At 72.9% G+C, this 21,271-nt stretch carries 25 protein-coding genes and 1 pseudogene; 17 read left to right on the top strand and 9 right to left on the bottom strand.

The features are described 5' to 3' along the window. The first annotated feature begins 18 nt into the window (after window positions 1–18). Complete coding sequence (locus ABGB06_RS05565; protein WP_347585836.1) at window positions 19–1,140, top strand: MerR family transcriptional regulator; 1,122 nt, start codon at window positions 19–21, stop codon at window positions 1,138–1,140. After that, on the top strand, window positions 1,137–2,006 hold the full coding sequence (locus ABGB06_RS05560; RefSeq protein ID WP_347585835.1) for an MFS transporter: 870 nt from the start codon (window positions 1,137–1,139) through the stop codon (window positions 2,004–2,006). Before ABGB06_RS05565 ends, ABGB06_RS05560 begins: the two co-directional genes overlap by 4 nt. Window positions 2,007–2,028: 22 nt before the next feature. On the opposite strand, the gene ABGB06_RS05555 is transcribed toward ABGB06_RS05560, so the two are convergent. Continuing rightward, window positions 2,029–3,273: an MFS transporter gene (locus ABGB06_RS05555; RefSeq protein WP_347585833.1), complete on the bottom strand. Its 1,245-nt coding sequence runs from the start codon at window positions 3,271–3,273 to the stop codon at window positions 2,029–2,031. A 97-nt stretch (window positions 3,274–3,370) separates the two neighbouring features. On the opposite strand from ABGB06_RS05555, the gene ABGB06_RS05550 reads away from it, so the two are divergent. Next, window positions 3,371–3,760: an ArsR family transcriptional regulator gene (locus ABGB06_RS05550; protein WP_347585831.1), complete on the top strand. Its 390-nt coding sequence runs from the start codon at window positions 3,371–3,373 to the stop codon at window positions 3,758–3,760. 3 nt (window positions 3,761–3,763) lie between these two features. Beyond that, window positions 3,764–4,219 (top strand): GNAT family N-acetyltransferase, encoded by a 456-nt coding sequence (locus ABGB06_RS05545; RefSeq protein ID WP_347585830.1) that lies wholly within the window; start codon window positions 3,764–3,766, stop codon window positions 4,217–4,219. Here ABGB06_RS05545 and ABGB06_RS05540 read toward each other — a convergent pair. The 3 genes from ABGB06_RS05540 to ABGB06_RS05530 are packed head-to-tail and all read right to left on the bottom strand — an operon-like array spanning window position 4,209 to window position 5,413. Continuing rightward, window positions 4,209–4,391 (bottom strand): DUF397 domain-containing protein, encoded by a 183-nt coding sequence (locus ABGB06_RS05540; RefSeq protein WP_347585828.1) that lies wholly within the window; start codon window positions 4,389–4,391, stop codon window positions 4,209–4,211. The two genes, ABGB06_RS05545 and ABGB06_RS05540, sit on opposite strands and share 11 nt — an antisense overlap. 6 nt (window positions 4,392–4,397) lie before the next feature. Beyond that, window positions 4,398–4,592, bottom strand: a complete 195-nt coding sequence (locus tag ABGB06_RS05535) for a DUF397 domain-containing protein (RefSeq protein WP_347585826.1) — start codon at window positions 4,590–4,592, stop codon at window positions 4,398–4,400. Next, window positions 4,589–5,413 (bottom strand): helix-turn-helix transcriptional regulator, encoded by an 825-nt coding sequence (locus tag ABGB06_RS05530; protein ID WP_347585824.1) that lies wholly within the window; start codon window positions 5,411–5,413, stop codon window positions 4,589–4,591. The genes ABGB06_RS05535 and ABGB06_RS05530 overlap by 4 nt, the downstream gene beginning before the upstream one ends. Before the next feature lie 129 nt (window positions 5,414–5,542). Between ABGB06_RS05530 and ABGB06_RS05525 the strand changes: the two genes are divergently transcribed. The 5 genes from ABGB06_RS05525 (at window position 5,543) to ABGB06_RS05505 (ending at window position 8,582) form a co-directional block, all read left to right on the top strand. Beyond that, window positions 5,543–5,746: a hypothetical protein gene (locus ABGB06_RS05525; protein ID WP_347585823.1), complete on the top strand. Its 204-nt coding sequence runs from the start codon at window positions 5,543–5,545 to the stop codon at window positions 5,744–5,746. After that, a complete protein-coding gene (locus ABGB06_RS05520; protein ID WP_347585821.1) occupies window positions 5,743–5,877 on the top strand; it encodes a hypothetical protein in 135 nt (44 codons plus the stop codon). The genes ABGB06_RS05525 and ABGB06_RS05520 overlap by 4 nt, the downstream gene beginning before the upstream one ends. Before the next feature lie 7 nt (window positions 5,878–5,884). Beyond that, a complete protein-coding gene (locus ABGB06_RS05515; RefSeq protein WP_347585819.1) occupies window positions 5,885–6,103 on the top strand; it encodes a hypothetical protein in 219 nt (72 codons plus the stop codon). Between the two features lie 251 nt (window positions 6,104–6,354). Continuing rightward, entirely contained in the window at window positions 6,355–7,479 is a 1,125-nt protein-coding gene (locus tag ABGB06_RS05510; RefSeq protein ID WP_347585817.1) for a protein-L-isoaspartate O-methyltransferase, read from the top strand. Window positions 7,480–7,748: 269 nt separating this feature from the next. Next, complete coding sequence (locus ABGB06_RS05505) at window positions 7,749–8,582, top strand: PIG-L family deacetylase (RefSeq protein WP_347585815.1); 834 nt, start codon at window positions 7,749–7,751, stop codon at window positions 8,580–8,582. Window positions 8,583–8,634: 52 nt separating this feature from the next. On the opposite strand, the pseudogene ABGB06_RS05500 reads toward ABGB06_RS05505, so the two are convergent. Next, a pseudogene (locus ABGB06_RS05500) lies at window positions 8,635–8,982 on the bottom strand (SAM-dependent methyltransferase); the annotation flags it as partial. Between the two features lie 164 nt (window positions 8,983–9,146). Here ABGB06_RS05500 and ABGB06_RS05495 point away from each other — a divergent pair. Together ABGB06_RS05495 and ABGB06_RS05490 are read left to right on the top strand one after the other, a co-directional pair. Further along, window positions 9,147–9,590 (top strand): VOC family protein, encoded by a 444-nt coding sequence (locus ABGB06_RS05495; RefSeq protein WP_347586565.1) that lies wholly within the window; start codon window positions 9,147–9,149, stop codon window positions 9,588–9,590. A gap of 59 nt (window positions 9,591–9,649) precedes the next feature. Further along, on the top strand, window positions 9,650–10,096 hold the full coding sequence (locus tag ABGB06_RS05490) for a nitroreductase family deazaflavin-dependent oxidoreductase (RefSeq protein WP_347585814.1): 447 nt from the start codon (window positions 9,650–9,652) through the stop codon (window positions 10,094–10,096). Between the two features lie 14 nt (window positions 10,097–10,110). Here ABGB06_RS05490 and ABGB06_RS05485 read toward each other — a convergent pair whose 3' ends face one another. The 3 genes from ABGB06_RS05485 to def all read right to left on the bottom strand — a co-directional run bounded on the left by ABGB06_RS05485 (window position 10,111) and on the right by def (window position 11,845). Next, on the bottom strand, window positions 10,111–10,872 hold the full coding sequence (locus tag ABGB06_RS05485) for a PIG-L deacetylase family protein (protein ID WP_347585813.1): 762 nt from the start codon (window positions 10,870–10,872) through the stop codon (window positions 10,111–10,113). Between the two features lie 86 nt (window positions 10,873–10,958). Next, window positions 10,959–11,123, bottom strand: coding sequence for a hypothetical protein (locus tag ABGB06_RS05480; protein WP_347585811.1), 165 nt, complete (start codon window positions 11,121–11,123; stop codon window positions 10,959–10,961). Window positions 11,124–11,230: 107 nt separating this feature from the next. Next, window positions 11,231–11,845, bottom strand: coding sequence for a peptide deformylase (def, locus tag ABGB06_RS05475; RefSeq protein ID WP_347585809.1), 615 nt, complete (start codon window positions 11,843–11,845; stop codon window positions 11,231–11,233). 243 nt (window positions 11,846–12,088) lie between these two features. Between def and ABGB06_RS05470 the strand changes: the two genes are divergently transcribed. Further along, window positions 12,089–12,607 carry an ArsR family transcriptional regulator gene (locus ABGB06_RS05470; RefSeq protein WP_347586563.1) on the top strand — a complete coding sequence of 173 codons (519 nt, stop codon included), beginning with the start codon at window positions 12,089–12,091 and terminating at the stop codon, window positions 12,605–12,607. Between the two features lie 846 nt (window positions 12,608–13,453). Here ABGB06_RS05470 and ABGB06_RS05465 read toward each other — a convergent pair. Then, window positions 13,454–14,518, bottom strand: a complete 1,065-nt coding sequence (locus ABGB06_RS05465; protein WP_347585807.1) for a LacI family DNA-binding transcriptional regulator — start codon at window positions 14,516–14,518, stop codon at window positions 13,454–13,456. 81 nt (window positions 14,519–14,599) lie between these two features. Between ABGB06_RS05465 and ABGB06_RS05460 the strand changes: the two genes are divergently transcribed. The 5 genes from ABGB06_RS05460 to ABGB06_RS05440 all read left to right on the top strand — a co-directional run bounded on the left by ABGB06_RS05460 (window position 14,600) and on the right by ABGB06_RS05440 (window position 21,268). Beyond that, window positions 14,600–15,787 carry a Gfo/Idh/MocA family oxidoreductase gene (locus ABGB06_RS05460; RefSeq protein WP_347585805.1) on the top strand — a complete coding sequence of 396 codons (1,188 nt, stop codon included), beginning with the start codon at window positions 14,600–14,602 and terminating at the stop codon, window positions 15,785–15,787. Between the two features lie 707 nt (window positions 15,788–16,494). After that, the gene (locus ABGB06_RS05455) at window positions 16,495–17,682 is read left to right on the top strand and encodes a dihydrodipicolinate synthase family protein (protein ID WP_347585804.1); all 1,188 of its coding nucleotides are present in this window, start codon (window positions 16,495–16,497) and stop codon (window positions 17,680–17,682) included. After that, window positions 17,679–18,533 (top strand): sugar phosphate isomerase/epimerase family protein, encoded by an 855-nt coding sequence (locus ABGB06_RS05450; protein ID WP_347585802.1) that lies wholly within the window; start codon window positions 17,679–17,681, stop codon window positions 18,531–18,533. The genes ABGB06_RS05455 and ABGB06_RS05450 overlap by 4 nt, the downstream gene beginning before the upstream one ends. A gap of 70 nt (window positions 18,534–18,603) precedes the next feature. After that, on the top strand, window positions 18,604–20,532 hold the full coding sequence (locus ABGB06_RS05445; protein ID WP_347585800.1) for a hypothetical protein: 1,929 nt from the start codon (window positions 18,604–18,606) through the stop codon (window positions 20,530–20,532). Between the two features lie 58 nt (window positions 20,533–20,590). Continuing rightward, the gene (locus tag ABGB06_RS05440; RefSeq protein WP_347585798.1) at window positions 20,591–21,268 is read left to right on the top strand and encodes an AIM24 family protein; all 678 of its coding nucleotides are present in this window, start codon (window positions 20,591–20,593) and stop codon (window positions 21,266–21,268) included. Window positions 21,269–21,271 lie beyond the last annotated feature (3 nt).

Here is a 21,271-nt window from a genome sequence, read left to right as displayed (position 1 = left end):
GGCGAGGAGGGGGCGGCGATGCGGCGACTGCTGACGATCGGAGCCTTCGCGCGTGCTGTTCGGCTGTCGCCGAAGGCGTTGCGGCTGTACGACGAGCTCGGGCTGCTGCGGCCGGCCGCGGTGGACGGTGAGTCGGGCTACCGCTACTACGATCCGGCGCAGGTGGAGCGGGCCCGGTTGATCGCCTGGCTGCGACGGCTGGGCATGCCGCTGGCGCGTATCCGGCGGGTATGCGACCTGCCGGCGCCCGAGGCGGCCGCGGAGATCGACCGCTACTGGCAGCAGGTGCAGGCCGAGACCGCCGCCAGGGGGCGGTTGGCCACCTTCCTCGTCGACTACCTGACAGGAGGAGGCACCTCTGTGGACGAGTCGACAATCATGCTCGGGATCCGGTACGCCGCCCGCTCGGAGTTGGGGCTGATGCGCACGAGCAACGAGGACACCGCGTACGCGGGACCTCGACTTCTGGCCGTGGCCGACGGGGTCCGCGGTTCGGGTGGCCTGGCGAGTGCGGCGGCCGTGGCCGCGCTCAAACCGCTGGAAACGCTGGCCGTGCCGGCCGCGGATCTGCTCGGCACGCTCGCCGACGCGGTCGGCGAGGCCGACCGGGCGATCGGCGAGATCGCCGCGTCGACGGACCAGGGGGAGGCCGCCACCACGCTGACCGCGCTCTGGTGGTCGGGCTCCCGGCTGGCGCTGGTGCACATCGGCGACACCCGGGCCTACCTCGTGCGGGACGGAGAGCTGTTCCAGATCACCCATGACCACACCCACGTGCAGTCCCTCGTCGACGAGGGACGGCTGACCGTGGAGGAGGCGGCCTCGCATCCGCAGCGCTCGCTGCTGACGCAGGCACTGACCGGCACCGGCGGAGCACAGCCCGACCTGTCGCTGCACGGCGCCGCGGCCGGCGATCGGTACCTGCTCTGCTCCGACGGCCTGTCGGCCGTCCTGTCGAACGGGACGCTGCACGAGGCACTGACCGGAGGCGGCGGCCCTCGGCAGGTGCTCGACGACCTGCTCGCCGCGGCGTACGCCGCCGGCGCACCCGACAACGTGGCCTGCGCGGTCGCCGAGGTCGTGAGCCTGGACACACCACCCGCGCCGGACAACACCCGTCGCGGCGCCACCGGTCGGTGAACACGTCGGGAGTCCGTTCCCTGGCCGCCTACGGAATCGACCGCCGTCCGCTGGCCATCGCGGCGTATCGCCGCCTGTGGGTGGCCTCGGCGGTCTGTGCGGTGGGCGGCTCGTTCAGCGTGGTCGCGATCCCGGCGCAGCTGTTCGCGGTGACGGGATCGTCGGCGGCCGTGGGCCAGTCCGCGGCGGTGTCGCTGGTCACGCTGGTGGTGGCGGCGCTGTGGACCGGTGCCGTCGCGGACACCAGGGACCGGAGAACGGTGCTGCTGACCGGCCACGTCGGCCTGGTGTTGACGTACGCGGCGTTATGGGCCCAGACGGCGGTGCTGGGCGGCGGTTCGGTCGCGGTGTTGATGGTGCTGGTGGCCTGCCAGGGGCTGGCCTTCGGGGCGATCATGACGACGATGGGCGCCGTGCTGCCCCGGCTGGTCCCCGCCCAGTTCCTGCCGGCGGCCAACAGCCTCAGCGCGTTGGTCCGCTACGGCGCCTACATGACCGGGGCCGCCGCCGCGTGGGGCGTCACCGTGGTGGTGCTCGGGCTCGCCGCCCAGCTGTGGCTCGCGCTGGCGGCCCTCGTCGTTGGCGGAGCGGTGAACTTCGTGCTGAGCACCTTCCGCAACGCCATCACCCAGGCACTCACGGACGACGCCCTGCGCGGTCGCGTCCAGGGATCGCTCACCATCGTGACCATCGGAGGCCCGCAGGTCGGGAACCTGGTGCACGGCGTCGCGGCGTCCGTTCTCGAACCGCGACTGGTGATCTGCGCGGGAGGCGTGCTCACCACGGTGACCGTGGCCGTGATCGCCTGGAGGGTGCCCGAGCTGAGGCATTTCACCCGGCAAGACAGTGAGGGCGGCGGCGGATGAGGACGCGAGGCCTGCTGGCCACTCAGGCGTCCGTCACCCGGCGGCGGGTGAGGAGGACCACGAGGCCGCCGGTGATCGCGAGGGTTGCCAGGGCGGTGCCGAAGCCGGTCGCTCCGGCGGTCAGCCCGACGGCGTCGCTGAGGTAGCCGGCCGACATCGGCAGCAGGCCGGCCGGGACGTAGCCGCCGATGTTGAGTGCGGCGTTGGCCTCGGCGAGGCGCTGGGGCGGGACCGTGGAGTTGAGCAGGGAGAGGCCGCCGAGCTGGCCCAAGCCCTGGCCGGCGCCGGCGAGCAGCGCGGAGGTGAGGAGCGCCGGGGCCGAGGACGCGTGCACGGCGATGACGAGGGTCAGCATGCTGAGCGTGGTGCCGATCGCTCCGGCGAGCAGGATCGCGCGCCTGGGCAGCCGTTGGACCGCGAACTGCACGCCGGTGGCGGTCAGGAACATGGCGAAGGCCATGGCCCCGGCGACGATCCGGTTGGTGGTGCCGAGCAGGCCGGCCAGCAGTGACGGACCGAGCGACAGCACGAACGACGTCGCGGTGATGCCGGGCGCGAATACCGCGATGCCCAGGGCGAGATGGCGGCCGGCGCCGCGCGGGACGCCGGGCGGGCGGACCCGGACCCGTGCTCCCGTTGCCTCGGGTCGCCGCACGGGCATGCGCCAGACGGCGAGCACCGCGGTGGCCAGCAGCGCCGTCTCGACGACGAAGACGGTGACGGTCGGCGCGGGCAGGGTTTCGGAGAGCACGCCCGCGAGGAGCGGACCGAGGCCCGCCCCGAAGACCATGGCGGAGGAGGCGAGCAGGGCCGCGAGCCGCCTGCGGTCCCGGCCGGCCACGTCGGTCACGGCGGCCATGCCCGCGGACACGACGGCCCCGACCGCGATGCCGGTGAACAGCCGCGCCATGATCAGCGCCGGCACGCTGGACGCCGTGGCGAAGATCAGGCAGGCGGCGAGGGCGAGGGCGAGCGCGGGCAGCAGCACGGGTCTGCGTCCGATCCGGTCGGACACGACGCCGGAGATCAGCAGGGAGCCGAGCAGCCCGACGATGTAGAAGGCGAAGATCACGGTCAGGGTGCCCTGGGAGAACCCGATGTCACGCTGCCACAGCACGTACAGCGGGGTGGCCGCGTTGGACAGGACGAAGACCGCGGTCACCGGCCACGCCGCGAGCCACACCCACCAGGTGGGAGCCGCCGGCGAGGCGGCCGGACGCGGTCGTCCCTCCGTCGCCCTCACCGTCACTGTTCGACTTTCCGACACGGCTGATCCCTCCGATGAGCCCAGTACGAGTTGAGTCGAACATAGCATGCAGTACGATTTCAGTCGTACAAGCGATGTGGCTGATGAGGAGCTGTCCATGCCTTCGACGGTGCGTTCGGAGCGTCCGACGCCGAACATCAGGGTGCTGCCGGAGCCCGCGGGCCTGCCCGAGCCGTTGCCCGAGCCGGCGGTCGAGGACCTGCGGCTGGAGACAGTGCTGGGTGCGCTGAGCGACCCGCTGCGCCTGCTGATCGTGCGGAAACTGCTCCTGGAGTCGGAGGCGTTCGACCACACCTGCGGCTGGTTCGGCCTGGACCGTCCCAAGTCCTCTCTCACCCACCACTTCAAGGCCCTGCGGGAGGCGGGCGTCACCCGGCAGCGCCAGTACGGCCTGGAACGCCGCAGCCACGTGCGCGTCGCCGACCTCAACGCCCGTTTCCCCGGCCTGCTGGACCTGGTGGCGGCCTGGACGCCGGACGGGCACTGAATCGTGGCGGACTGGGAGATACGACCGGCCTCGGCGGCGGACGTCGAGGCGGTGGCCGAACTCCGGGCCGTGGTGCTGCGGGCGGACCTGGAACGGCTCGGCCGGTACGACGAGTACCGGGTACGGCAGCGACTACGGGACGGCTTCGCGCCGGCGCACACCTGGGTGATCGAGGCGCGCGGCGCGTTCGCCGGCTGCGTCGCGCTGCGGCCGGCCGAGGACGCCCACTGGCTGGAGCACTTCTACCTGGCCCCGGAGCTGCAGGGCCGGGGCATCGGAGCGGCCGTGCTGCGCCGACTGCTGGAGCGGTGCGACCGGGCCGGCACGGTGGTCCGGCTGAACGTGCTCCGGGGCAGCCCGGCCCGCCGGCTGTACGAGCGGCACGGCTTCGTGTTCGAGGCGGAGGACCCTGTGGACGTGTTCCTGGTCCGCGAGCCCGCCTCGGCCGTCAGCCCTTGAGGCTGTCGACGAAGCTCTGCCAGGCGGGGCCTGGTATCACCAGGACCGGACCGGGGTCCTTGCTGTCCCGGACGGGGACGCCGCCGGGGTGGCCGTCGGCGACCTCCAGACAGTTGTTGTCTCCTCCATTGCTGTAGCTCGACTTGCGCCATGCAGCGGTGCTGAGGTCCATGGCTGGTCAGTCCTTGAGGCTGTCGACGAAGGTCTGCCAGGCGTGGGCAGGCAGGACCACAAGAGGGCCGGGGTTCTTGCTGTCGCGGACTGGGACAAAGCGTGGGTGGCCGTCGGCGACCTCCAGGCAGTTCCCGTCTCCCCCATTGCTGTAGCTGGACTTGCGCCATGCAGCGGTGCTGAGGTCGGTTCGAGGGGTCATGATCTCTTGCCGTCCTTCAGGAGGGATCGAATGAACTCCAGAGAGTCCTCGGGGGAGAGCGCGAGGTCTCTGAGGCGATCGTAGGACAACTTGAGCTGTTCGACCTCGTCCGGTTCCTCGATGACCTCACCGGACTTGGCGCTTTCCAGGTAGGCAGCCGAGGTGCCGTCCGGAAGCCACAGAATCGTCAGTGACCCTCCCAGCAGGTCATGCACACCCGCCTCGAACCGCAGCACATGCAGGGTGACGTTTGGTAGCTCTGCATCCTCCAAAAGGCGATCCAATTGCCGCTGCCACGCCTCGCGATCCTGGAGAGGACGGCGAAAGACCCCCTCGTCCAGGACGATCCGCAAGTGCGCCGGGGAGTCGCCGTTGCGCAGTATCGCCTGCCGGCTCATGCGAAGAGCCAGCTGTTCTTCCAGCGCGTCTTCCTCGTCGACGTGGTGAGGTGTGGACCAGAGCAGTTCCCTGGCGTACTCCTCGGTCTGGAGGAGCCCAGGAAGGTACTGGGCCATGTACTTCTGGATGACGCTGGCCCGCTCCTCAAGATCCATGTACCGCTGATACCGCCCGAGGTACACGTCGTCCTTGGCCAGCTTCCACAGGTTCTGGAGGCTGCGCCTCGTCCCGTACACGTCGTCGAGCCGCTTCGCGGTCTCCAGGTCGCCGAGGCGTTCGCCGCGCTCCAGCTTGTTCAGGTACGAGCGGTCGAACCTCGCCGCCTCCGAGAGCTGGCTAAGCGACATGCCGGACTCCTCGCGGAGTCGGAGCAGCTCCTCCGCGTACATGCGGCGGGCCGGTGCCACGTGCTTCGGAGCCATCGAACCCCCAGAAGAGAAACGTGCGGTGTGGCCGCGATGAGGGTCCACACCAAACTCCTGGTCAGCGTACTCCCGGCTGCCGACGCTTGTAGCGGAACAGTTACGGAACGCAGCAGGAGGAATCCCGTCATGCAGCAGCCACAGCCCGATCCGCTCGCCGTGCGTGACCGGCTTCGGCGGAACTTCGCCCTTCTGGGCGTACGCAGCCGCGTGGAGTTGACGACCTACGGGCTCAACCGGGCCGTCGTCGTCAACCCGTTGACGCTCGCCGAGGCGACCATGCTGGCCGAGGCGCTGGAGGGCAGCCCCCGGGCCGGGGCGAGTCCGCGGTGACCACCGAGGCGCCCCCGCCGGATCAGCCGGGCGGTCAGGCCACCGGCGGGTCCGCCGAGGAACTGCGCAGGAAGGTCAGGGAAGCGAACCAGCAGAGCGAGGCCAACCGGCTGAGTCGGGGCGGGAGGTGACCTCCCGATGCCGCGCAAACGCATGCCGGAGATACCCAGGGACGAGGCGCTTGCCCGCTACCGGGACGGGCAGCCGATGGCCTCGCTCGCCCGGCGGTACGGGGTCTCGGCCGGCTGGCTGACCGCTCGTTTCCGGGAGTGGGACGAGCCGCTGCGTGGCCGGGCCGAGGCGCAACGGGCCCGGCGCGGGATGACCCCGACGGAGTGGCGGCTCCGGTACGAGTAGCCCTGGGCGTGTGGGGAGGGGTGCGCTCCGGGTCGCGCGTCCGGCCGACTGGGGCGCGCGCTCCCCGTGGTGGATCAGGCGGGTGAAGACGGAGGCTGACGGGACGTCACGCCGTCGGGAGGGGACGCCATGGGACAGCACAGGAAGCCGGACCCCGATCCGGGGCAGGGCACGCCGCCGCCGGACAATGCCGACGGGCAGGTGCCCAAGCCGCCACCGCCGTCCGGGACGCACCGGAAGTAGCCGGCGAGGTGGACGCGTTCGTGGGGCGTCGGGAACGGCTGGCCGCCGCCATGGCCGCGTGCGGCGCGTGGCCGGAGCGGTCACCGTGGGTGCGGGAGGCCTTCGACGCGCTGCCGCGCCACCGTTTCGCGCCGGAGCGGCTGTGGCGGTGGGACGGCGACGCGTACCTGCCGATCGACCGCGCCGAGGACCCGGAGGCGTGGGCGGACGAGGTGTACGGCGGGCCCGACGACCCGGCCGTCACCCGGGTCAACGACGGTGTGGCCGTCTCCAGCATGTCGTGTCCGTCGGTCGTCGCGGACATGCTTGACGCGCTGTTGGTGCAGCCGGGTCACCGGGTGCTGGAGTTGGGCGCCGGCTCGGGATGGAACGCCGCGCTGCTGGCCTGGCGCGCGGGTCCCGGCCGGGTGGTCAGCGTCGAGGTGGATGCCGGGCTGGCCGCGACCGCGAGCGGGCATCTGCGGGTGGCGGGCGTGGACACGGCGGTGGAGATCGCGGACGGCGTGGGCGGCTGGCCGGCGGGCGCGCCGTTCGACCGGGTGATCGCGACGTACGCCGTGGAGCGGGTGCCCTGGGCGTGGATCGAACAGACCCGGCCCGGCGGCCGGATCGTCGCGCCCTGGGGGCGGCTCGGCCACGTGGCCCTGACCGTCGCCGAGGACGGACGGTCGGCGACCGGCTGGGTGCAGGGCTTGGCGATGTTCATGCCTGCGCGGGGGAGCCGCGCGGCGCGCGGCTGGCGGCAGGTCCGGGGCGACGAGGCACCTCGCGGGGAACGCGCCCCGAAGCGCGACCCGCGCGCCCTCCGCGACAACGCGCACCTGCTCTTCGCGCTGCGCGTCGCCCTGCCCGACGTGCGGATCACCACGGGCGGGGACCACAGGGGCGAGGGAGCGACGGCGTGGCTGGACGACGGCGTCGCGTCGTGGGCCACGCTGGTCGCCCCGGACGACGGCGAGCCGGTCGCGTACCTTGGCGGGCCGCGGGACCTGCTCGACGAGGTGGAGCGGGCCTGGGACGACTGGCGCGAACTGGGCGAGCCCGGGCTGTACGACCACGGTATGACCGTCGAGCCCGATCGGCAGTACGTCTGGTGCCACGACCCGGTGTCGGGCCCACGCTGGCCGATGTAGGGTCGCGGATTTCGTGTCGGAATCTCACGGCTGGTGCCGGATGGGACTCGGATCCTCGCGTTGAACGCCGACGCCTGGACGGCCAAGGGGCCGCGCCGGGAACAGCCGGTACGGCCGGCACGGTTGCATTGACCGGGGGACCCGCGCCGCACGGGCGGGGGACACGGAGACCACCAGGTCGTCCGCCCCACCAGGATTCCGGGCCCCAGGATCGCGGTACGCCCGCCGCGCACTCGGACCAGGACGTATTTCTGCAGGAGGACTGTTTCATGACTGACCGGCCCTTGACGCTCATGGCCGTACACGCCCACCCCGACGACGAGGCGACCGGAACCGGAGGGGTCCTCGCGCAGTACGCGGCGGAGGGCATCCGGACGGTTCTCGTGACGTGTACCGACGGCGGTTGCGGTGACGGACCGGGGGGCGTCAAGCCGGGCGATCCCGGGCACGATCCGGCGGCGGTCGTGTCGATGCGCCGTCAGGAACTCGAGGCGAGCTGTGGCGTCCTGAAGGTCAGCGATCTGGAGATGCTGGACTATGCCGACTCCGGGATGATGGGCTGGCCGAGCAACGACGCCCCCGGATCCTTCTGGCGGACCCCCGTGCAGGAGGGTGCGGCCCGACTCGCGGAACTCATGCGGCACTACCGACCTGACGTGGTCGTCACCTACGACGAGAACGGCTTCTACGGCCACCCCGACCACATTCAGGCCCACCGCATCACGATGGCGGCGCTGGAGATGACCGCGCTGGCGCCGAAGGTGTACTGGACCACGGCGCCCCGCTCGATGATGCAGCGGTTCGGCGAGATCATGCGTGAGTTCGGTGAGGACATGCCGGAGCCGGATCCTGCCGAGGCCGCCGCGCTGGCCGAGATCGGCCTCCCCGACGACGAGATCACCACGTGGGTGGACACGACCGCGTTCAGCGGTCAGAAGTTCGACGCGTTGGCCGCGCACGCCAGTCAGGGCGAGAACATCTTCTTCCTCAGGATGGGCAAGGAGAGGTTCGGCGAGTTGATGGGCATGGAGACCTTCGTACGGGTCCGGGACACCACCGGCGCGGCCCTACCCGAGAACGATCTCTTCGCCGGACTGCGCTGAGCCGCCGTGCGGCCGGGAAAAGCGCACCGGCCGCACGGCGCGGTCGAGCGGGTCACGTACCCGGAGCCGGGGGCACCTCCAGAACGAAGAGCAGGAAGCACATCCTCGTCGAGAGGTCGTGGAAGTCGTCGGGGTACGGCTCGCGGGCGGCCGGGTCGGGCTGTGGCTCGCCGATGACGGCCAGGCGGAAGCCGGCCGCGGTGAAGGCGTCGGTCATCGCGTGCAGGGGCCTACGCCAGAAGGTCATCGGGGCGGCCTGCCCCACCAGCCCTGCCCAGTCGTCGGTGAAGCTGGTGGTCGCGTGACAGTCGGGCCGAGGATCCCGGGTCGCGTAGTCCACGAAGGGGTGCTGCACCGACGCGATCAGTCGGCCGCCGGGCCTGAGCACCCGCCGCGTCTCGGTACGCCCGGTTCCCGCGTCGCCGTCCAGGAGCCGGCCCACGAGAGCGCTGGCGCTGCTCGTGGGCTGTGACCGGCGTCACATCCGCCGCTGTGTCGAGAACGTCGAGCCAGCTCCGTCCCAGGGGCACGAGCGGCCACGACGGGCCGCGTGACACAGGAGAGATCATGATCAAGCGGATGGATCACGTGGGCTACGTCGTCGAGGATCTCGCGGCCGCTGCCGCGTTCTTCGTCGAACTGGGCCTGGAGGTGGAGGGCAAGGCGACGGTCGAGGGCGCGTGGGTGGACCAGCTCGTCGGGCTGGAGGGCGTCCGCGCGGACATGGTCGTCCTGCGGACCCCGGACGGCCACGGCCGGGTCGAGCTGTCGGCGTTCGACACGCCGGTGGCCACCGGCACGGCGCCGAGGGCGCCGGTGAACGTCCCGGGCATCCCCCGCCTCACGTTCGCCGTCGACTCCGTCGACGACGTCCTGGGGCGCCTGCGCCCCCACGGCGCCGAACTCGTGGGCGAGGTGGCGCAGTACGAGGACTTCTGCCGGTACGGCTACGTCCGCGGTCCCGCCGGCGTCATCATCGGGCTGTGCGAGGAGCTCAACCGAAACTGACGCGGACAGCCAGTCAGCACCTTCCGTATCAGCTTCCGTTCCAGAAAGGACCTTCCGTCATGGCTGTCGCCGAAGACCTCGACCGCGCCACCGACTCGCAGTGGGACTGGGTCGCCGAGCAGACCCGCACGTATCTGGCCTCGGGCGGCACCGAGGGACACGAGTCCAACGGCGTCCACATGCTCGTGCTCGCCACGACCGGCCGCAGGACCGGCATTCCGCGCCGCACCTGCCTGATCTACGGCACCGCGGGCGAGGACCTCGTGGTCGTCGCCTCCAAGGGCGGTGCCGACGAGCATCCGGCCTGGTTCACCAACCTCCGGGCGGACCCGAGCGTCGGGGTGCAGGTCGGCGGCCGTCGGTTCACCGCGCGCGCCCGGGTGGCGTCCCCGGCCGAACGAGAGCTCCTCTGGCCTCAGATGGTGGGCATCTTCCCGCTGTACGACGAGTACGCGCAGAAGACCGACCGCGAGATCCCGATCGTCCTGCTCAGCCCGCAGGACTGACTCCGACCCGGCGGTCAGTCACCCGCGGCTTCGGTGTCGAACCCGGGGGGCGCCTGCAGGTCGTGGGCGCGGAACAGGACGGCGTGCTCGACGCCCAGGGCCTTGCCGCTCATCGCGGTGAACCGCGGGATGAAGTCCGCGGGGGCGGGGTGGTCCGGGAGCGCGGCCAGGTACGCGGCGTGCGCCTCCAGCGAGGCGACGCCACGACGCAGCGGCTCGCCCGTGACCTCGACGCCGTGGGTCGCGCCGGAGTCGGCGAGTCCGGGGACGATGTACCAGCGCGCGGAGTGCGGTTCGAGACCCTCGTCGTCGACCTGCTCAGGGAAGACCCACCGGTTGCCCGCGTCGCGCACCGCGTCGAGCGTCGCGAGCCCGGCCGCGCGGTGGTCGGCCTGGTCGAAGCCGTACGGCGTCTCGATCGCGTAGCCGGTGCCGAGTACGACGTCGGGCCTGAACCGGCGGATCTCCCGGCAGATGTCCCGGCGCAGGTCGAGACCGTAGACCAGCACGCCGTCCGGGTGTTCGAGGACGGTCAGGTGCTTGACGCCGACGACGTCGCAGGCGGCCCGCTGCTCGGCGACGCGCAGGCGTGCAGTCTCCTCGGGAGGGTTCGGCATGCCGGCCTCGCCGCGGGTGAGCAGCAGATAACCGACCTCGATGCCGCGCGCGGTCCAGCGCGCGACGGCCGCGGACGTGCCGTACTCCATGTCGTCAGGGTGCGCGACGACGCAGAGCACGCGCTGGAAGGACTCCTCGGGGAGGGCAGGCAGTGTCATGCCGGCCATCCTTTCGCGTTCCGGGCCCGCCGTGCGCCGTTTCGAGGCGCCGTCCGCGATCGGTCAGGAGTCGCTTCGGGCACGAGTCACTTCGGGCAGGTGTCGCCGTCGGCGGGCGGAACGCCACCGCCGCTCGGGCAGTCACCGCCGGTGGGCTCGCCGTCGGTGGGGCCACTGTCGGCCGCGGGCCGACTCGCGGCCAGGGCCAGAGCCGCGGCCACGGCGCAGATGGTGAATGCGAGGTCTGCCATCTTCCCCTCCACCTGATGGTCGTACGCACCACGCTACGTTCGCCCGATAAACGAATGATTGACGAGAACGGCCACCTTCGCCCGACGCGACCGGCCTCGGCGGCGGCTCAGCGGTCCAGGTCGGCGGTCCTGGCCGCGCGGCGGGCGAAGACGTCCTCGCGCCGGTCCGCCATCTGCCGCACCGCGTCCTTGCGGTCCCGTCGGGAGAGCCGGTCGAGGTACGTGTGGCCGTCGAGGTGGTCGGCCTCGTGCTGCAGACAGCGGGCGAAGTACCCCGTGCCCTCGATGACCAGCGGCTGCCCGTCCTTGTCGAACCCGCGAGCGACGACGCGGTCCGGGCGCGGGACCCTCATCACCGCGCCGGGCACGGACAGGCAGCCCTCGGCGTCCTCGACGAGCCGGCGGCTGGCGGGATCGACCGGGTCCAGCACCGGGTTGAGCAGGTGCCCGACGTGCCGGACCCCGTCGTCGTCGGGGCAGTCGTAGACGAACAGCCGCAGGTCGACGCCGACCTGGTTCGCCGCCAGGCCGGCACCCTCCGCCACGTGCATGGTCAGGAACATGTCGTCGATCAACGCCGACAGCTCCGGGGTGCCGAACTCGACCGCCTCCGCGCACGGGCGGCTCAGGATCTCCTCGCCCACGACCGTGACCCGGCGCACCGAACCCCGCTCCGCCTCCGGCGCCAGGGCCGGATACGCGTCGACGGGCCTGCCCTGCACCCGGACCCTCCCCCAGGCCCTGCGGCCTGGGAGGTGCCCCCAATCGACGGGACGGGACCGGTCGTGATCGGACATCGCTGCCTCCCCTTTCGCGCACGGCACTGCGCCGGCGCCGGCCACTTGTCAGGCGCTTTGCAAAGTAGCAGACTTTGCAAAGTGACTGAAGACGACCTCAACCCACCGGCCGGGCCGGGCCGCGACGCCGGGGCGGGAGCCGGGGCCGCGGCCGGAGCTGGAGCCGGGCTGCGTGCGCACGAGGTCCGCACGGCGCTGCTGGGCCTGCTCGCCGACGTCGGCACGGTCACGGCGACCGAGGCCGCCGGCCGGCTCGGCTACAGCTCGGGTCTCTGCTCGTTCCACCTGCGGCAGCTGGCCCGCCACGGATACATCGAGGAGGCCCCGCACCGCGGCGGCCGGGCCCGCCCGTGGCGGCTGCGGCGTGGCGACGAGCCGGCCGAGGAGCGGTTCAGCGATCTGGCCCGCGGGTTGGAGGACGAGAGCTGGCAGCGGTGGCTGGACCAGCGGGCCATGCTGCCACGGGAGTGGCGTCGCGACGAGGCGTTCAGCGCCGTCGCCTACCTGACGCCGGAGGAGACCGGCCGGGTGGCCGAGGCGATCCGCCGGGCGCTCGCGCCGTACCGCGACCGCGAGCACCGGCCGCTGGCGCGGCCGGCCGACGCGCGCCCCGTGGCCCTCATCGCCCGGCTCTTCCCGCTCCTGCCCCACGGCATGGACGAGGGCGAGGACCCGCCCTCGCGCTGAGCGGGAGCCCGACACGGGCGACGGCGTGCACCGCGCCTCGCGCGGCAGTCGCGCGGGGCGCGACGGCCGTGGGGGCGGGGGCCGCTCTTTGGGGTGATCGTGCGCGGGACGTGCTGCGCACGTTCCGCGTGCGGCGCCGGCGCACGTGCCGCGCCCGCGCGCGCCATCCAGGACGAGCGGGGCGTCGCGCTCAGCGGTGACCGTGCGCGCTGAGTCCCGTATCGCGGGACGTCCCGCGCACGATCCGCGGGTGCCCACCCGCGACACCCACCCGCGCCATCCGGGAGGGGCGGGGTGTTGCGTTCGGCGGGTGGTCGTGCGCAGGGGTCCCGCAGTGCGGGACCAGACGCGCACGATGCGTGGTGCCCACCCGCGAGATCTGCTCGTGCCATTCGGGACGGGTGGGGCGTTGCTCTCGGCGGTGGCCGTGCGCGTTGAGTCCCGTATGGCGGGACGTGCTGCGCGCGATGCGTGGTGCCCGCGTGCGGCGCCGGCGCACGTGCCGTGCCCGCGTGCGACACCCTCCCCGTGTTATCCGGGAGGGGCGGGGGCCGGTCTCGGCGTGATCGTGCGCGCTGAGTCCCGTATCGCGGGACCTCCTGCGCACGATCTGTGGTGCCCGCGCGCGAATCCCGGTGCCCGCGTGCGGCGCCGGTGCACGATCCGTGGGTGCCCCACCCGCGACAGCCACCGGGGGCCGCTCTCGGCGGTGATCGTGCGCGTTGAGTCCCGCATTACGGGACGTCCTGCGCACGACACCCACCCGCGCCAATCCGGGGCGGGCCGACACTCAGTCGGTGCCTCGCCCCGGCCGGGCTCCCGCGCCAGCGGGCCCCGCGCCGCCGGTCAGGGTCCCGCGCCAGCGGGTCCCGTGGAGGCGCGGGGGACGAGGGTGGCGGGGCAGGTGGTGACGCCGCCGGCGGGGCGGGCGTCGCGGCCCAGGGCCAGCCGGGCGGCGATCCGGCCGGCCTCGGCCAGCGGCAGCCGGACGGTGGTCAGCGCGGGCGCCGCGTCGGCGGCGAACGGCAGGTCGTCGAAGCCGGTGACCGACACGTCCTCGGGGATCCGCACCCCGCGCTCCCGCAGCGCGGCGCAGACGCCGAGTGCGACCGTGTCGTTGGCCGCGACGATCGCTGTCAGATCCGGCTCGCGGGAGAGCAGTTGCACCGCGCCCTCGTATCCGGAGGCCCGGTCGTAGCGGCCGTGCACGGTCAGCCGTTCGGCGTCGCCGGCCAGCCCGGCCTCGGCCAGCGCCGCGCGGTGGCCCTCCAGCCGGTGCCGGGTGGTGGTGCGGGCGGCCGGCCCGCCCACGTACCCCAGGCGGCGGTGGCCGAGCTCCAGCAGGTGGCCGGTGAGTTGGCGGGCGCCGCCCCGGTTGTCGAAGGTGACCGCGGTGGGCGGTTCGTCGGTGACGGAGCCCGGCAGCGGTGGCCGCCCGCAGAGCACGGTGTGCGCGCCGGCCGCGGCCAGATGGCCGATCCGGGTGGCCAGCGCGGCGGAGTGCTCCTCGTCCTCCAGGGCGCCACCGGTCAGCACCACGGCGGCGGCGCGTTGCCGCTGCAGCAGCGTGAGGTAGGTCAGCTCGCGCTCCGGGGAGCCGCCGGTGTTGCACACCACGGCCAGCTTCTGCCGGGTGCCGTCGCCGCCCGGCCCGATCTCGGTCTGCACCGCGCTGGCGATGATCCCGAAGAACGGGTCGGCGATGTCGTTGACCAGCACTCCGACCAGGTCGGACGTGGCCGCGGCCAGCGCGCTGGCCGGCCCGTTGACCACGTACTCCAGCTCCTCGACGGCGCGCAGCACCCGGCGCCGGGTCGCCCCGGCCACCGGATAGTTGCCGTTGAGCACCCGGGAGACGGTCGCCGCGGACACCCCCGCGCGGGCCGCCACATCGGCCAGCGTTACTGACATGCTCTGCTCCCACTTGTCCCAGGCACTGAGGAGAGGTTAGCTTCTCCTGGGGTAGAAAGCGCTTTCTAGGGAGGTTGTCGGATGTCGGGTACACACTCGACCGCGCGACGCCGGACCGTCCGGATCGCCATGAACGGCGTCACCGGGCGGATGGGATACCGCCAGCATCTGGTCCGCTCGATCCTCGCCATCCGCGAGGACGGCGGCATCGACGTCGGCGACGGCACGGTGATCTGGCCCGAGCCGGTCCTGGTGGGGCGGCGCGAGCACGCGCTGCTGGCCATCGCGGAACGGCACGGGCTCGGTCCCGAGGCGGTCGCCACGGACCTGGACGCGGTGCTCGCCGCCGACGGTGACGCCGGGATCGACGTTTACTTCGACGCGCAGATCACGCTGGCCCGCGAGGAGGCGATCAGCCGGGCGATCGCGGCCGGCAAGCACGTCTACACGGAGAAGCCCACCGCGACCGGCCTGGCCGGCGCGCTGCGGCTGGCGCGGCTCGCGGCCGACGCGGGCATCAAGCACGGCGTGGTGCAGGACAAGATCTTCCTGCCCGGGCTGCGGAAGCTGAAGCGGCTGGTGGACGGCGGCTTCTTCGGCCGCATCCTGTCGGTGCGCGGCGAGTTCGGCTACTGGGTCTTCGAGGGCGACTGGCAGCCGGCGCAGCGCCCGTCCTGGAACTACCGGGCGGAGGACGGCGGCGGCATCGTCGTGGACATGTTCCCGCACTGGGAGTACGTGCTGCACGAGCTGTTCGGGCGGGTGGAGAGCGTGCAGGCGCTGGCCACGACGCACGTTCCGCAGCGCTGGGACGAGCAGGGCAAGCCGTACCAGGCGACGGCCGACGACGCGGCGTACGGCGTCTTCCAGCTCGACGGCGGCGTCGTCGCGCAGATCAACTCCTCCTGGTCGGTGCGGGTGAACCGGGACGAGCTGGTGGAGTTCCAGGTGGACGGCACGGAGGGCTCGGCGGTCGCCGGGCTGCGCGAGTGCCGGGTGCAACACCGTTCGGCCACGCCGATGCCGGTGTGGAACCCGGACCTGCCGGCGACCCACCGGTTCCGGGACCAGTGGCAGGCGGTGCCGGACAACCAGGAGTTCGAGAACGGCTTCCGGGCGCAGTGGGAGCTGTTCCTGCGGCACGTGGTGCTGGACGAGCCCTACGCGTGGGACCTGCTGGCCGGCGCGCGGGGCGTGCAACTCGCGGAACTCGGCCTGAAGTCCTCGGCGGAGGGCCGCCGCCTCACGGTGCCGGAGCTGACGCTCTAGCCCTTGCCGGGCGTCAGGGTCCCAGGGCGGGCGGGAGTCCCCAGCTTTCCGTCGGTCCGGCCCCTGACAGCAGCGATGCCCTTGCCGGGCGGGGGGTCTCCGAACGACGGACAACCACGCCGGAGCGCGGGTGCCGGGGCCAGGCCAACGGCCCCGGCACCCGCCCCTTGCCGGGGGTCACACCGCGACGTACCCCTTGCCGGGGGCCCACCGTGACGGCTGCGGCGTACCCCGCGCCCGGCCGGCCCGGCCCGCCCGGGCCCTCCGGCCACGGGCCCCGGTCCGGGCGAGCGGTCCTGGCCCGGGTCCGGGTCTGCGGTCCCGGCCGCCGGTCCCGGTTCGGGCCCGCCGGTCAGCGGTCTCGGTCCGGGGCACCGACCGGCGGTCTGGGCCGGCGGTCTCGACCAACCGGTCTGGGCCGGCGGCCCCGGCTGCCGGCCAATGGATCCGGTCCGGGACGCCGACCAGCGGTCTCGGCCATGCGGGCCAGCGGTCCGGGCCAACGGTCTTGGCCGCCGGCCGGCGGTCCGGGCTACCGGTCCGGGCCACCGGTCTCGGCCGCCGGCCACGGGCCTGGCCTCCGGCCGCAGGCCACGGCCAGCCACGGGTCCCAGCACCCGGCCGCAGGTCCCGGCCTCAGGTCGGGCGCCGCGCACAGCAGGAATGACCACGAACAACCAGAGTCAGCAGCCAGAAGTGAGGACAGCATGATTCGACTGCCCGATGTGGGCGGGGGGTTGCGGGAGTACCAGCCGCGGGCCGAGCCGGCCGCCGCCGTGCTCACGCCCGGCAAGGGCCTCGCGCCGCCGGCCTCCCGCACCGTGTTCTCCGCCGCGCACGTGGTGGCCGACCCGTTCGCCGACGCCACGCCCGACGGGCCGGCGGCCGTGGACTGGGACGCCACCCTCGCGTTCCGCCGCCACCTGTGGTCGCACGGCCTGGGCGTCGCCGAGGCGATGGACACAGCGCAGCGCGGTATGGGCCTCGACTGGTCGGGCGCGGCGGAGCTGATCCGCCGGTCGGCCGCGGAGGCGCGGGCCGAGGGCGGCGGGCGCATCGCCTGCGGCGTCGGCACCGACCAGCTCATCGAGCCGGTGGGCTTCGACGGCGTCGCCGGGCTGGCCCGGGTTCGCGCCGCGTACGAGGAGCAGCTCGCGGTCGTCGAGGAGACCGGCGCGCAGGCCATCCTGATGGCCTCCCGGGTGCTCGCCGCCACCGCCACCGGGCCCGAGGACTACGCCGAGCTCTACGGGCACCTGCTGCGGCAGGCGTCCGAACCGGTGATCCTGCACTGGCTGGGCCCGATGTTCGACCCGGCGCTCACCGGCTACTGGGGCAGCGAGGACCTGGACAAGGCCACCCACACGTTCCTGGAGATCATCGCCGCGCACCCCGACAAGGTGGACGGCGTGAAGGTGTCGCTGCTCGACGCCGACCGCGAGGTCGCGCTGCGCCGCCGGCTGCCGGACGGCGTCCGCTGCTACACCGGGGACGACTTCAACTATCCCGAGCTGATCGCCGGCGACGACCGTGGCTTCAGCCACGCGCTGCTCGGCATCTTCGACCCGCTGGGGCCGCTGGCGGCGGACGCCGCGCGGCTGCTGGACACCGGGGACGTCGCCGGCTTCCGGGCCCTCCTCGACCCGACCGTGCCGCTGTCCCGGCACCTGTTCCGGACGCCGACCCGGTACTACAAGACGGGCGTGGTCTTCCTGGCCTGGCTGGCCGGACACCAGGACCACTTCGCCATGGTGGGCGGCCTGCAGTCGGCGCGCTCCCTGCCGCATCTGGCCCGCGCCTACGAACTCGCCGACGGCCTGGGCCTGTTCCCCGACCCGGCGCTGGCGGAGACCCGGATGCGGCAGCTGCTCGCGGTGCACGGGGTGACGGCATGAGCGCCCGCGCGCAGGACCCCGCGCACGACCTCGTCGGGTTCTCGATCAACCAGATGACGGTGAAGCAGCTCTCGATGCCCGACCTGGTCAAGGGCTGCCTGGAGCTCGGCGTGCCCGGCGTCGGCCTGTGGCGGGAGCCGGTGCAGCAGCACGGCCTGCACGCCACGGCCCGGCTGGTCAGGGAGGCCGGGCTGGCCGTCACGTCTCTGTGCCGGGGCGGCTTCTTCACCGGCGCCACCGCGGCCGAACGGGCCCGCGCGCTCGACGACAACCGCGCCGCCATCGACGAGGCGGCGGTGCTCGGCACCGACACCCTGGTCCTGGTCTCCGGCGGCCTGCCGGCCGGCAGCCGGGACCTGCCGGGCGCCAGGGAGCAGGTCGCCGAGGCGCTGGCGGAGCTGTGGCCGTACGCGGCGCAGCGCGGGGTGCGGCTGGCCGTCGAGCCGCTGCACCCGATGTACGCGGCGGACCGTTGCGTGGTGTCCACCCTGGCGCAGGCCCTGGACCTGGCGGAGCCCTTCCCCGCGGAGTGGGTCGGCGCGGTGGTCGACACCTACCACCTGTGGTGGGACGACCAGATCGCCGCGCAGATCGCCCGGGCGGGCGCCGCGGGGCGGATCCACTGCTTCCAGTACGCCGACTGGATCACGCCGCTGCCGGCCGGCGTGCTCACCGGCCGCGGCCAACTCGGGGACGGTTCGGTGGACTTCCGCTGGTTCCGCGACCGGGTGCGGGCGACGGGCTTCGCCGGACCGGTGGAGGTGGAGATCTTCAACGACGAGATGTGGTCCCGCGACGGCCACGAGATGCTGGCCCAGACCGTGGCCCGCTACCGCGAACACGCGCTCTGACGTCGGCGGTCCGGGGATCGTGCGGTGCCGCCGACTCTGGCTACTCTGTGGGGAGTTGACGGGGAGGTGGATGACACTGCGGTGGTGGCGCCGGGGCGGTCGGGACGTGCGGGTGGTGCAGAACGTCATCAACGACGGCGTCTTCCACGGTCCCGTGGTGCAGGCGAACTCGCTCTCCGTGCGGTGGGAGTACAACAGGAGCCGGCGTTGGACCGAGGACCTCGCGTCGCTCGTCCAGGGTGCGGAGCAGGACGCGTGGCACCGGCTGCTCGGCCGTGACACCGAGCGCATCGACCTCACCTACCAGCGGGTCGCCACGCCGGGGCGGGAGGCGGACAACGCCGAGGACGCCGGCCGGCTGTTGGCCAAGGGCATCCACACCTACTACACCGCGCTGAGCCCGCGCCGGCTCGTCGTGACGGGTGATGCCGGGGCGGGAAAGACCATGATCGCCCTGGAGTTGCTGCTCGACCTGATTGGGAAGCGCGGCCCCGACGATCCGGTGCCGGTGCTGCTGCCGATGGTCGACTGGGATCCGTCGGTTCCGCTGGCCACCCATCTCGTGGAGCGGCTGCGCCGGGTCTACGGCTGGCCGCGGCGCAAGGGGCGTTGGCTGGTCGAGCGCGGTCTCGTGCTGCCGGTCCTGGACGGTCTGGACGAGATGGACGAGCCGCTGCGGGACGGGCGGCCCAACCCCGCGGCCGCGCGGGCGCGGGCGGCGCTCGAGGCGCTCAACGACCACCGGGTCGGCACCCGGATGGGCCCGCTCGTCCTGACCTGCCGCCACGATCCCTACCTGGCGCTGGCCGGCGGTCCCGACCGGGACGACCGGCGGCGTCGGCTGCTCGACGCGGCGCACGTCAGGGTGGATCCGGTGAAGGCCCCGGACGCCCTCGCGTACCTCACCCGGCGCGCCACCGACCAGGCCCGCTGGCGTCCCCTCCTCGACCACCTCGGGACGCGGCCCAACTCGCCCGTCAGCCGGCTGCTGTCCACGCCCTGGCGGCTGTGCCTGGTGGCCACCGTGTACCGGGCCTCGGGGAATCCGGCGGACGTCGTCCGCGCCCGCAGCGCGAAGCGCCTGGACCGGCTGCTCCTGGCCCGCTACGTTCCCGCGACGGTCGAGCAGTCGAAGTCCTCCCGCCACGACGCGGATGCGGCGCACCGGTGGCTGCACGTGCTCGCCGGGTACCTGGGGCCCGCGGACGGGAGCGCGACCCGCTCCGTGATCGAGCCGGCGGAGCTCTGGCGCGAGGGATCGAACGCCGCCGTGCAGTTCAACCGGATCGCGATGGTGCTGCTGGGCACCATGTTCGGGCCGCCTCTGATGTGGATCCTGCCGTTCCACGAGACGCCGCGTCAGCTGTACGTCCCGATCGCCATCGGCCTGATGTACGGCCTGGCCATGGCCATGGTCAACATGGAGCTCCCGTTTGACGTGCGGCCCCGGACGCTGCGCCATCTGGCGCCATGGCGCCGGCCGTTGCGCTTCCTGGCGGTGGTCGGCCTGGGCGCGGGGATCGGGTTCGCGGTCGGCGGGTCGTTCGGCTGGCGGTGGGGGGTGTTCGTCACCTGCTCCGCTCTCGTTCCCGTCTTCCTGGCGAACCAGTTCACCTCGCCGGGCGACGTGCTCACCGCGCGCCAGCTGCTCCGCGGCGACCTCCTCACCACGGCGGTCGCCTGCCTGGTGTTCGCGGTCGGCTTCGCGGCCGTGGCCAGCCGCGAGTTCGACACACACGACGCGGTGCTCGCGGCCGTGGTCCTCACGGTGTTCGACTACTTCGCCTTCTTCGGCGGCCCGAGCCTGCGCTACCTGTACTTCCTCTACACCCACCGTGAGACGGTGCCGCTGCGGCTGGTGGCCTTCCTCGAATGGGCCGCGGACGTCGGCCTGCTGCGGCGGACCGGGGCCGGCTACCAGTTCCGTCACGACGAGCTGCGGCGCTGGCTGGCGGCCCACCCGGAGGCGCCCGCCGGCGGCCAGGTCCGGGCGCGTTAGCCGACGGGTGTTCGCACGGACCTTGGCGGCGGGCCCGCGACCGCGCCAGGATGCTCGTGTGCACAGCGATCTGTTCAACGCGCGGTACGCGGCGGCCCAGGCGACCGAGCCCGGGATGGCGCTGCAGAACTCCAAGTCGATCAAGTACACGGTCTACGGCGAGTGCTACGCCCGGCAGGGCGCCATGATCGCCTTTCGCGGGAACCTCCAGTTCGAGCGGAAGGGGCAGGGCGTCGGGAAGTACTTCAAGCGCGCCCTCACCGGCGAGGGCCTGGACCTGATGGTGGTGCGCGGCCAGGGCGAGGCGTGGTTCGCGCACCAGGCGGCGAACTGTTTCATCGTCGACCTCGATCCGGGCGACAGCATCACCGTCAACGGCCACAGCGTGCTGTGCTTCGACGCCACGCTCTCCTACGACATCGGGCTGGTGAAGGGCGCCGGCATGGCCGGCGGCGGGCTGTTCAACAGCGTCTTCACCGGGCACGGCCGGCTCGGCCTGGTCTGCGAGGGTGAGCCGGTGGTGATTCCCGTCAGCCCGGGGGCGCCCGTCTTCGTGGACACCGACGCCGTGGTGGGCTGGAGCGCCCAGCTCGGCACCTCGCTGCACCGCTCGCAGAGCATCGGCTCGATGCTGCGCGGCGGCTCCGGCGAGGCGGTGCAGCTGAAGCTGGAGGGCGACGGGTTCGTCATCGTCCGTCCCAGCGAGGTGCGTCCGGACGGGAAGGGCCAGAGCTGACCC

Origin of the sequence: Streptomyces sp. B6B3, from assembly GCF_039871525.1 — a bacterium.
Classification (GTDB): domain Bacteria; phylum Actinomycetota; class Actinomycetes; order Streptomycetales; family Streptomycetaceae; genus Streptomyces.
This window is presented reverse-complemented; position numbering and strand designations above follow the sequence as displayed.

Coding starts and splice junctions, on each gene's coding strand:
- ABGB06_RS05565 (WP_347585836.1), top strand. CDS start 19: ATGCGGCGACTGCTGACGATCGGAGCCTTCGCGCGTGCTGTTCGGCTG.
- ABGB06_RS05550 (WP_347585831.1), top strand. CDS start 3,371: ATGCCTTCGACGGTGCGTTCGGAGCGTCCGACGCCGAACATCAGGGTG.
- ABGB06_RS05540 (WP_347585828.1), bottom strand. CDS start 4,391: ATGGACCTCAGCACCGCTGCATGGCGCAAGTCGAGCTACAGCAATGGA.
- ABGB06_RS05535 (WP_347585826.1), bottom strand. CDS start 4,592: ATGACCCCTCGAACCGACCTCAGCACCGCTGCATGGCGCAAGTCCAGC.
- ABGB06_RS05530 (WP_347585824.1), bottom strand. CDS start 5,413: ATGGCTCCGAAGCACGTGGCACCGGCCCGCCGCATGTACGCGGAGGAG.
- ABGB06_RS05525 (WP_347585823.1), top strand. CDS start 5,543: ATGCAGCAGCCACAGCCCGATCCGCTCGCCGTGCGTGACCGGCTTCGG.
- ABGB06_RS05515 (WP_347585819.1), top strand. CDS start 5,885: ATGCCGCGCAAACGCATGCCGGAGATACCCAGGGACGAGGCGCTTGCC.
- ABGB06_RS05505 (WP_347585815.1), top strand. CDS start 7,749: ATGACTGACCGGCCCTTGACGCTCATGGCCGTACACGCCCACCCCGAC.
- ABGB06_RS05490 (WP_347585814.1), top strand. CDS start 9,650: ATGGCTGTCGCCGAAGACCTCGACCGCGCCACCGACTCGCAGTGGGAC.
- ABGB06_RS05485 (WP_347585813.1), bottom strand. CDS start 10,872: ATGACACTGCCTGCCCTCCCCGAGGAGTCCTTCCAGCGCGTGCTCTGC.
- ABGB06_RS05480 (WP_347585811.1), bottom strand. CDS start 11,123: ATGGCAGACCTCGCATTCACCATCTGCGCCGTGGCCGCGGCTCTGGCC.
- ABGB06_RS05465 (WP_347585807.1), bottom strand. CDS start 14,518: ATGTCAGTAACGCTGGCCGATGTGGCGGCCCGCGCGGGGGTGTCCGCG.
- ABGB06_RS05460 (WP_347585805.1), top strand. CDS start 14,600: ATGTCGGGTACACACTCGACCGCGCGACGCCGGACCGTCCGGATCGCC.
- ABGB06_RS05455 (WP_347585804.1), top strand. CDS start 16,495: ATGATTCGACTGCCCGATGTGGGCGGGGGGTTGCGGGAGTACCAGCCG.
- ABGB06_RS05450 (WP_347585802.1), top strand. CDS start 17,679: ATGAGCGCCCGCGCGCAGGACCCCGCGCACGACCTCGTCGGGTTCTCG.
- ABGB06_RS05445 (WP_347585800.1), top strand. CDS start 18,604: ATGACACTGCGGTGGTGGCGCCGGGGCGGTCGGGACGTGCGGGTGGTG.